Below are 9,975 nucleotides of genomic sequence, written 5' to 3' on the forward strand. Positions count from 1 at the left end.
TAGCAAGTAGGTAATACATAGTGAATTAGCTCAACATGGGAGAAATTTCCATAAAGATAAACATTGCCGACCGGATTTACCCATTACGTGTAGATATGGAGGAAGAGGAGGTGATCCGGCGGGCGGCTAAGTTGATAAACGATAGAATTAAAGAGTTTCAGGAGAATTATGCTGTAAGGGATAAACAGGATTTACTGTCGATGTGCGTGCTGCACTATGCAACGGGGATGCTGAAGTCGGAAAAAAAGACAAATGCAGATGAGGTAGGCGTGGAAAAGGCAGTAAATGAACTGGATAGCATGTTATCTGAGTTTTTCAACAACGTACGTTCTTAATACATCGAGCTTAATAACGAATTTACCGCAGTTAAATTCGGGTTTCACTATTTTAAACTTAACGCTTCAATATCACAAAAGCGTAAATAAGATGCAGGCCATTTTGCTTTATGCCACCTGGTCATGATCAATACGCTAAACCTGTGTAGAGAAGTTTATAATACATGAGACCTGATTATTTAATTGCGGTTTTTTTTTAATTAAATGCGCCGGTATTAAAGCTAAAAAGGGATAATAAAAACGGAGACCCGGTGACAGAATACGGGTGTGCTTTAATGGAAAATTAACTATAGAATTAACAGAAACAATGGATATGATCATCTACATCATAATAGCCTTTATTGTAGGCGCGGCAGTTGGCCGTTTCATGCTGCGGTTCCTCTTCAAAAAACAGGAGGTGGCAGCACAGCACAAAGCAAAAAAGATTCTGAAGGACGCCGAGCAGGAAGGCGAACACCTCAAAAAACAACGGCAGCTGGAGGCCAAAGAACGGTTCCTGCAGCTTAAAGCCGAGCACGAAAAGGAAACCAATCAACGGAATAACACACTCAACCAGCGCGAGAACACCTTGCGCCAGAAAGAACAGTCGCTTAACCAGAAGCTTGAAAATGCGAACCGCGAAAAACAGGAACTGGAAACTACGCGTAAAAACCTGGAACGGCTTACCGAACTTAACGAAAAGAAACGTGAAGAGGTGGAGCAGCTGAAATCGCAGCACATCAAGCAGTTGGAGACCATGGCTGGTATCTCAGCCGATGAAGCACGGGAGCAACTTGTTGAAAACCTGAAAGAAGAAGCTCGTTCACAAGCTGTAATCCAGATTAAAGATATTGTAGATGAGGCCAAACTTACCGCAACCAAAGAAGCTAAAAAAGTAGTTATCCAGACCATACAGCGAACAGCGACAGAAAGCGCCATTGAGAACACCGTGTCGATATTCAATATCGAAAATGACGAAATTAAAGGACGTATTATCGGGCGCGAGGGGCGGAACATCCGCGCATTGGAAGCTGCAACCGGCGTTGAGATCATCGTCGATGATACACCCGAAGCAATTATTCTTTCGGGATTTGATCCGGTACGTCGCGAGATTGCCCGCCTGGCATTACACCGACTCGTAACCGATGGCCGGATTCACCCGGCCCGTATCGAAGAGGTCGTATCCAAAACCAAAAATCAAATTGAAGATGAAATTGTCGAAATAGGGGAGCGTACCGTTATCGATCTTGGCATACATGGTCTCCATCCGGAGCTGATCCGCATGGTCGGACGCATGCGGTATCGTTCTTCATACGGACAGAACCTGCTTCAGCACTCCAGGGAGGTGGCTAATTTCAGTGCGACAATGGCGGCGGAACTGGGACTGAATGTGAAGCACGCAAAACGCGCCGGCTTACTGCATGACATTGGTAAAGTGCCGGATGATAACCCCGAATTGCCACACGCGATCTTGGGTATGCAATTAGCCGAAAAATATAAAGAGCACCCTGACGTATGTAATGCCATTGGTGCACACCACGATGAAATTGAGATGACCTCGTTGATTTCACCTGTGGTTCAGGCGTGTGATGCCATCTCCGGAGCCCGTCCGGGAGCGCGCAGAGAAGTTGTGGAAAATTACATCAAACGACTGAAGGAGCTGGAAGAACTGGCCCTGTCTTACCCAGGTGTTGAAAAGACTTTTGCCATTCAGGCAGGCCGTGAATTAAGGGTAGTGGTGGAGAGCGAAAGAGTATCTGATGCACAGGCGGAATTGCTGGCGGCCGATATTTCTACCCGTATCCAGACAGAAATGACTTACCCTGGGCAGATTAAGGTAACGGTGATCCGGGAAACACGATCGGTGTCATACGCGAAATAATCTACTGTTCCGATTCATGGCGAATAAAAAGAAAAAACGTGAAACTGTCGCGGCGCTTCCTAAGCGTGCGGTAGACATACACTTTGAGCAATTGGCCCACGATTACCGAAATCCGGCAAATCGTGTGATCCAGGCTATTGGTATTCCCGTTTTCTCGTTTGCTCTGCTGGGACTGATCTGGATGATTCCGTTTCCCGAGATAGCTTTTTTGACGAAACACGGATATGATATTTTTCTGAATTGGGGCTCCTTTTTTATTGCCGCAATGATCTATTATTACCTGCGTTTGGCACCTACGCTTTCCTATGGCGTACTGTTGTTTGTCGGGATTTTCAGCTTTTTCATTGTGCAATTGGAATATATCGAAAAGGATGGGGGACCGGCGGTTTGGCTGGTTTGCAGTATACTATTGCTGATTTCATTATTGGCGCTATATGCAGGTAAAACCTTGGAAAAGCCTTCCGTTTCCCTACGTGGTTTTTTTAAGCTGTTATTGCTTGGACCCATCTGGCTCTTACATTTTCTATTTAGGAAGCTTCAGCTTCCTTACTGATCGCCGTGACAGCCTTCCGGATCAACCATAGTTGTTTGGAAGGGAGCTGGTACGCATGTAACTGGGCAATGCAGAAGTAAATTGGAATTTCAGGTGACTCAATTGCCGGAGTTGCTTGTTTTTTGGCATTTCGTCCAGTAATAACAAGGAACAATAAGCTTCCAACAGCTTAAAACCATACGATTCACTTATTATGATAGCAGATTGCACGAGATGCCGACAGCTTTCGCCATGTAATTTCAATACATGTATATTGAAAATAGTATGCAGTAGATTTAGCACAGGATATTGCTGCAGATTAGAAGTGGACAATTGTTCAATGCATTGGGAGGCCGCCGTTTCGTCACCTGATTCCAGTAGGAAGAGTGCATGCATCATTATGGTGAAGTCAATTTCATAAATCCGTTCCGGGTCAGTTTTTTCGAGCCGTTGTCGGATTACTTCACCATATTTCCGAGCCATTTCTTGATGTTCGGTAACTTTAATTGCGAGGTACAGCAAAACATCAAAGTGATAGTCCGTAGCTATGTCCGCCGGATAGGATAGTTGAATTGCAAGCTTATCCAGTTCGAAAACCAGTGAATCTTCGACAGTACGATGGTCAAAGTAATGGTATAAGTAGGTAAGCAAATTTAAGGGGTTGACCATCAATCCGGCATAAGCTCCAGCGGGTAATGCAGCCAGGCCTGCCAGGTGGTTCAACAACGCTTTTTCGTCCCATCGTAATAAGGCAATTACCGCCAGCTTACTCCGCAGAATGATCTCCTGTTCTGTAGCCAGTTCAAAATCAAGTAGTTTTTCAGCGTGTATGCCGAATTTAGGTTGAAAACACAGCTGGCTGGAAACGTAATGGACAAACGAATTATCATGTAAATGGACCATGCTCTGAGCACTATTACCTCCGGTAGAACATTGGCTTGCTAAGCCAAACTTTTGAAGTCCATCGCAGGCAAACGCGATGAGATGGAAAGGATTGCTTTTAATAAATGAGATGCTGCTCAGGTGATGAAGCAGGCTTGTGTCTTTTGCTTCGATATAAAAGAGCAGCAGCCACTTGAGCTGACTAACTTTTATGGCGGTTCCAGCGGTGGAATAATTCAAGTGGTCAATAAGCTCCTGCACCGTATATTGCTGATTGAAAAATTTCAGGGCTTTGAAGTAAGCGATAAGCTCAATCGACTGAAATTCGATGAACGTTTGTTGCCTCATTTCAAGGCCGGTGCCCTTTTCATTCAGTATGCCCGAATAAAGTAAATCATTATAAGCAGTACGGTATAGTTTGATGATGCCATAGGCCTGTTTCCTATTAACAAACAAGTTTTCCTTATCAACAAGATCGGATAATTCTTCCATTAAAGCCTGTTTGGCAATGGTGTTAATGCCGTTGAATATTTTTTTCTTAATATACTGTACTGTGATCACGTATTCGTCGAACGGACTCACATTGGTTGGGTCCATGTCCGCTCCGTAGCATTCATAAAAGTACTGGAAGAAAAGGGGGTTCTTAATGATGCTATGCTGCGTGATTAATGACTTCGTGGTTACCGGCAGATGGAATTTTCGACTAAGGCGATGCAGTTCCGCTCTTGAAAATGAGTCGATGCTGGCATATACACTTTCCGCGGTGCCGCTAAGTGATGAAAACCAGAGCGGGTCGGTAGCAGTGCTGCTAAATAGTGTTTCATATTTAAACAGCGTGGTAGTACGCAGCACCAGGATGATTCGGAACCATTTGTATTGTGCAAAATGCCGCACCATTTCCACAAACTGTTTGATTACCGTATAAAACTGTCTGTCGGCAACCAAGTCACTATGAAACTCATCGATAACGAGATAAAACTTACCCGGTGCCGCATTTTTATGGTCGTCCATAAACCGGTCCAGCAATTCAGCTGAGTCCATGCCCAATAAATGCGCCAGCCAGCGATTGCTATGATACCCGAACGCCGTGCCCTGCAGTAGCGAGAGGCTATTGGTAAATAGGAAAATGCTGCTGTCATTATTGGTATGGCTCTGACTGATCTGCTGTTCCACCCATCGGGTTACGGCAATGGTTTTTCCACAACCTACAGGTCCGCTTAATATGCCCACCGTAGCTCCGCTGCCGTGCAGGTGATCTACAAAATGAACCATATTCTCACGATCTACCGTTTTGTGATAGGGGATGCCACATTTATGTTTATTACTTTGGATACTAAATAGACTAATCTTTGTTGCATTTACCAGCACCTCACTCCATGACTTCTGTTGGGACGTCTGTAGCTTATCCTGTTCCATGTGAGTATAGAAGCTGTCCCAGCTCGTAAAACCACAATACTCGGCCAATGCATTCAGTGTATAAATAGAAGGTTGATGGATAGAGGATGCAAAACCGAATACACGTTTGATGGTGGTTTCACTTACGCTTTTATGAGTCGCTGTTTTGATGTCCAGTGCCAGGCGATAGCAATCGGCCGGAACAATCTGGGTAATTTCAGATTTGTCCAGTACGCGGCCTTTTAGCTCATCGAAATAAGCCTGTAAATAGGTTTTCATTGGTGGTAGATGTTTAAGACAATAACTTACTGTTTAATTAAATATAAAAACAACTCCTGTTGTTCCATTTTCACCAAATACATTGTCCGGTAATATCAGTTGGTCGAATTCCGACAATACCAACTGCCTGATTCTGATAGGCAAGGCTGGTTTTATCTCATAGCAAACTTAAGCAAAAATGACGGGGTCTGCAATCTTTTCACCGACCTACCCGCGGGCAATACGGTGAAACGAGTAGACACATCTTTACGTGGACAATAACAAGACTCTGCCTGCTTTTGAAATATGGCTTTATTTATATTTTAGACAAGAAAATGAACTCATTTTTATTTTGGTTTTATTAAAAAATCAAAAACACCAAATAAACATGAATGAAATGAACGGAAGATCGCAAAATGAACACAGTGAACAAAGGGTTGAACTTATTGCAGGGCTATCTTTGCTGGTAAACGGAGCGGTTCTGAGTGGGATTTGACTCATTGTAGACAGCAAGCGCCACCTGTTTTGATTAAAGAAGACACTTCCAAAGGGTACGAGACCCTTCAGAAATGTCTAAAACATCTACCACATGAATCAATGCAATAACCATACCGTTTTAAGCCTTAGTTACGCTTGTTTTGTCGCAAGCTACTTATTTCCAGATTTTTATGCCTATTGTCAAATTTGAAATTACCGTTTTAGATTATAAACCCACCTGTATATGAAAGCATCATCTACTTATCCGAAAACTTCATTTTTACGGTTTCTTTTTACGTGTTTAGCTGTTCCACTATTGTTGTTTGCACCGGGTCTGGTAGGAAAGGTGAGTGGACAGGAGAAAATCCATGCTACGCTGGATGTCAGTTCCGGAGTTGAAGTCCTGAACCCACTTTTGGGCCCTGGCAATGCAACGGTCAATAACCCGAGCGCCGCTTCGGATCCGGATGATAATGCAGCGGCGGAATTGGTTTCTACAAGGGTGCTTGCAGGTATATTAGGATCTGGAGATGCATGGCTTCAGGTCAAGTTTCCGGAGCAGTCGGGAGGGAGTCCGGATATTCCTGCGAAATCGGCAACCTTTTTTAGAATTGATGCACCTACATTAACAGGCATTAGTTTAGATCTGGGCAGCCTGTTAAGTATGGCCAATAACATCATTCCAGCTGAATTATATACTGGGAGTACTTCTGGTAGCGAGGGCACTGCAATAACAGGTATCAATGTCATTTCAAAGATTATTCTGGGTGGCGACGGTAATCATTACCTAATGGTGTATTCGCCGGATAACGTAACCAATTATGATGGAGTACGGCTGAAACTGACATTTTCAGGTTTAAATGTTACAGTCGCGTCCAATCTCCGTCTAAATGTTTATCATGCATTCACCTTAGATGAAACTCCCTCTTGCGGGGTTTCTTCATTTGCTGACCTGGGACAGGCATCAGGAGTCACTGTTTCCATTGGCGATCTGGTTTTGGATCCGGGTTTGGCTGTCGATAATGACGCAAATACTCATTCAACCATTACTACGGGTACATTAAATCTCCTGGGATCAGTATTCCAGACATTTTATTTCAATGGGCTTTCAGCTCAGCAGGACTATTTCAAGATTAAGTTTAAAATCGGCGGCGGAAGTGCGCTTGATCTAAATTTGTTGGGTAATTTTGAGGTTCGCGCTTATAATGGTGATCAGCTGGTATATACCAAAAAACTGCAAGGGGCCTTAGTCAATGGCCTTGATTTGCTTACCTTATTGGAGTCGGGTAATCCCATAACAGTACCTTTTGCTCCGGGCGTACCTTTTGACCGCGTTGCCATCGGTATCAATACAACAGCTGCACTTAATCTGGCCTCGTCACCGCTCGAAGTATATCACGTAGAACGTTATGGTCTCGGTGATTCACCACTGACCTGTGTTGATCCAGAACCGCCATTAGCTGACGAGGGTGATAATCACATGCTGGAACTAAACCGGGAATGCGCCGACGTATTAGTAGGCCATCAGTATGCTAACTTTCCATTTAATGCGATAGACGGCGACCCCGGCACTTACGCTGTGTTGGAAGCGACCTCCGGCTCGCTGTTGGGTATCGGTGCTTACTCGGGTAACATTGAAATCGGTTACCAAAGTAATGTGCCTGCGAATACGACTTCCTACCTTAAAATAGATATGGGAGACAATGGGCTATTAACAGCGCTATTGGATGGTAGCTTGGGGGGATTGCTGGGCGGTGTGCTGGATAATGTATTATTCGGAGATCATTACTTTGATATTCAGGTAAATGATGAAAACGGCGTGCCTGTATTGAGCGGATCCAGTGCAAACGCATTCAATGGCTTGCCTATACGGATTGTTCAGGATAAATATGGTGCATTTTATGTAGCCGTTACCCCCACTTCGGCTTACCGCAGTGTGAAAATTACGGAACATTTCCCCGCTTTGATTGGTGCAGAAGCCAGCCGGACAATGAAAGTTTACAGCTTGTGTTATTCTACGGGTGCTGAAGATTGTGAGCAGGCTTTCGCCACGTATTCGGAATCGAGTGGAATCAGTCTCGACCTTTTAGGCGTAGGTAGTGCAGGTGTCAAAAATGCACATTTGGCAATTGACGATGATGATCCATCCGTGGAAGATGACAATACCTATTCAGAAATCGGTATCGGTACTGCCGGTATCGGCGCAAGTACCTTCCAGTTCGTGGATTTCCATACGTTATCTTCGCCTGCCGATTACTTCAAGGTTAAACTGGGAGTTGAAAACGGTAGTCTGCTTGATGTCGAACTGTTGAATAATATCGAGATCCGGGCTTACAGTGGTGATGAGCTGGTTTATTCGCAACGGCTCCAAAACGGGTTGGTGGCTGGATTGGATATTCTCGGACTATTAACCTCTGATAACGTCGTAACTATCCCGCTTGGCCCGGGTAAAGCGTTTGACCGCGTGGCGGTAGGCGTGAGTACGCTTGTCGACGTGAATGCACTCAGCACACCGATACGCATATACAGTATTAAACGTTTTGGTGCGGACTGCCCTGACCCGAATCCCCTGCCGAATCCCCCGGATACGGAGTCGCCTTTTAACGGACCAGACTGCGGTGTTGAACTCGGGGAGTTTGAAAACGTCAACTTTGCTTACAACGCCATTGATGGCGACATCGATACGTATGCCACGTTATCGGCCGGTTCCGGTGTGGTATTGGGTGCTGGTGCATATGACGGTTTCATTGAATTGGGGTATGATCAGCCGGTTCCGGCACTGGAAACGTCCTATATCCGCATTGATATGGCCGATGACGGATTACTCGATGCACTCGTGGGTGGTACATTAGGTAGTTTATTAGCAGATGTTGGGGATATCGTACTGTTGGGTAACCATTTTTTCGAGCTGGAAGTACGGGATGCTACAGGGACTCCGATAACAACCATCGGCGATGCGTCAAGTGCTGGAGGGTTTACCGGAGCCAATGTTCGCATTGTTCGTGACAAATTTGGACGTACTTACATCGCCTATACAGCCGATGTGCCTTATCAATCGGTGCGGATTACCTTGAAAAATACGGCCATAGCTGGATTGGATGCTGTTACGACGATGAATGTGTACAGCATGTGCCGCGAGACGGTCTTCGATCCGTGTGAGCAGGGAGCATTTACGACATTTGATGGAACAGGGTTGAGTGTAAGTCTACTCGAAGGAGCTAATCCTGCTGGTGTCATCAACCCGCAATATGCGATTGATGATAACAATGCTAACTACTCCGAAATTACGTTGGGTGCCGTTGGTGTTGGTGTTGCGGCTTCTTTACATCAAGATATTTATTTCAAAACAAAGGTAACGACAACCGCCACGGATAAAATAAGGCTGCGCATGCAAGTGCCGCAAGCGTTGGCAAATGTAGATCTTCTGGGCGGATATACGGTTTACCTATTCAACGGCGATCAGCCGGTTGGTTCGCCGATTACGCTGGAAAATTCATTAATTCCTGAATTAGACTTACTCGGATTGCTTAATTCAGGTGGACGGGTCAATGTGGAGCTGGAGCCGGGTGCAGGTATTACCTATGACCGTATCCGCTTTGAAGTGGCGTCGTTAGTTGGCGTAGGAGTGGCAAGTCCTGTGCGCTTATACAATGTATACCGTATCTCCGATGCTTGTCCTGATCCCGATTATGAAGTGCCTCCGTTTGAGGTATGTGCAGATGTGATTGGTGACTCTGAAAATGTGGATGATATCCAGAACCTGACGGACGGCAACCACAATAGCTATGCGACCATCCGGTCGGATGCTGGTTTGGTTGCAGGTATTGGCGCGTATTCGGGATTCGTGGAATTGGGTTTCAGCGCCTTGGTTCCAGCAGGTACTTCATCGTACATCCGTATTGGCTATGAAGAGGATATACTGAACTCGCTGCTTGCCGGTTCGATAGGTGGACTGGTGAACGGTGTGTTGAATGGTATTGCCCTGGGCGACCATTATTTCAATGTGACCATTCAAGATGCTGCTGGTAATCCAATAACGAATGGTACAGGAAGTAGCCAGAATCTCTTTGCAGATGCTGCTGGTCAGATCCGGCTGGTGCAGGATACGAAAGGCCGATATTATTTGGAGATCACGCCGACTGTTGATTATCAATCGATCAGGCTCGAAGACCATACAACTGCTTTGCTGGGGGCGCTTTCATCCGAGGGACATTTGGATGTCTATGGCCTCTGCC

General features: G+C 45.3%; 6 protein-coding genes. 5 read left to right on the top strand and 1 reads right to left on the bottom strand.

What is annotated here, in order from left to right; all coding sequences use genetic code 11:
- Positions 1-35 precede the first annotated feature (35 nt).
- From ABWO75_RS12370 to ABWO75_RS12380, 3 genes are all read left to right on the top strand, one after another.
- The gene (locus ABWO75_RS12370) at positions 36-335 is read left to right on the top strand and encodes a cell division protein ZapA (RefSeq protein WP_353185982.1); all 300 of its coding nucleotides are present in this window, start codon (positions 36-38) and stop codon (positions 333-335) included.
- Between the two features lie 307 nt (positions 336-642).
- Positions 643-2,196, top strand: a complete 1,554-nt coding sequence (rny, locus tag ABWO75_RS12375; RefSeq protein WP_257659004.1) for a ribonuclease Y — start codon at positions 643-645, stop codon at positions 2,194-2,196.
- 16 nt (positions 2,197-2,212) lie between these two features.
- A complete protein-coding gene (locus ABWO75_RS12380) occupies positions 2,213-2,749 on the top strand; it encodes a DUF962 domain-containing protein (protein ID WP_353185984.1) in 537 nt (178 codons plus the stop codon).
- A gap of 21 nt (positions 2,750-2,770) precedes the next feature.
- Here ABWO75_RS12380 and ABWO75_RS12385 read toward each other — a convergent pair whose 3' ends face one another.
- A complete protein-coding gene (locus ABWO75_RS12385; RefSeq protein WP_353185986.1) occupies positions 2,771-5,284 on the bottom strand; it encodes a P-loop NTPase family protein in 2,514 nt (837 codons plus the stop codon).
- A gap of 250 nt (positions 5,285-5,534) precedes the next feature.
- On the opposite strand from ABWO75_RS12385, the gene ABWO75_RS12390 reads away from it, so the two are divergent.
- Both ABWO75_RS12390 and ABWO75_RS12395 read left to right on the top strand, forming a co-directional pair.
- A complete protein-coding gene (locus ABWO75_RS12390; protein ID WP_353185988.1) occupies positions 5,535-5,759 on the top strand; it encodes a hypothetical protein in 225 nt (74 codons plus the stop codon).
- Between the two features lie 225 nt (positions 5,760-5,984).
- Positions 5,985-9,975 (top strand): hypothetical protein (locus ABWO75_RS12395; protein ID WP_353185990.1); only part of this gene is annotated, 3,991 nt, incomplete at its 3' end.

The organism is Parapedobacter lycopersici (genome assembly GCF_040395035.1).
Lineage (GTDB): Bacteria > Bacteroidota > Bacteroidia > Sphingobacteriales > Sphingobacteriaceae > Parapedobacter > Parapedobacter lycopersici_A.

Coding starts and splice junctions, on each gene's coding strand:
- ABWO75_RS12380 (WP_353185984.1), top strand. CDS start 2,213: ATGGCGAATAAAAAGAAAAAACGTGAAACTGTCGCGGCGCTTCCTAAG.
- ABWO75_RS12385 (WP_353185986.1), bottom strand. CDS start 5,284: ATGAAAACCTATTTACAGGCTTATTTCGATGAGCTAAAAGGCCGCGTA.
- ABWO75_RS12370 (WP_353185982.1), top strand. CDS start 36: ATGGGAGAAATTTCCATAAAGATAAACATTGCCGACCGGATTTACCCA.
- rny (WP_257659004.1), top strand. CDS start 643: ATGGATATGATCATCTACATCATAATAGCCTTTATTGTAGGCGCGGCA.